Below are 208 nucleotides of genomic sequence, written 5' to 3'. Positions count from 1 at the left end.
AGGAACTCTTTCACTCCCCTCCCGGGGTGCTTTTCACCTTTCCCTCACGGTACTCGTACGCTATCGGTCAGACGGGTATACTCAGGCTCACCCCACGGTCGGGGCGGATTCACGCGGGATTCCACGAGGCCCGCGCTACTTGGGACACGCGATCACGGGACGACGTGCATACGGCTACGGGGCCATCACCCTCCACGGCCCGGCATTC

The 208-nt window shown here is 63.5% G+C and carries 1 rRNA gene (only partly in view); it reads right to left on the bottom strand.

From position 1 onward, the window contains the following. Positions 1-208: ribosomal RNA gene (locus tag EHS19_RS11860) — 23S ribosomal RNA — on the bottom strand (its annotated part continues 226 nt past the right edge of the window); the annotation flags it as partial.

Origin of the sequence: Bifidobacterium jacchi (assembly GCF_009078285.1) — a bacterium.
Taxonomy (GTDB): domain Bacteria; phylum Actinomycetota; class Actinomycetes; order Actinomycetales; family Bifidobacteriaceae; genus Bifidobacterium; species Bifidobacterium jacchi.
This window is presented reverse-complemented; position numbering and strand designations above follow the sequence as displayed.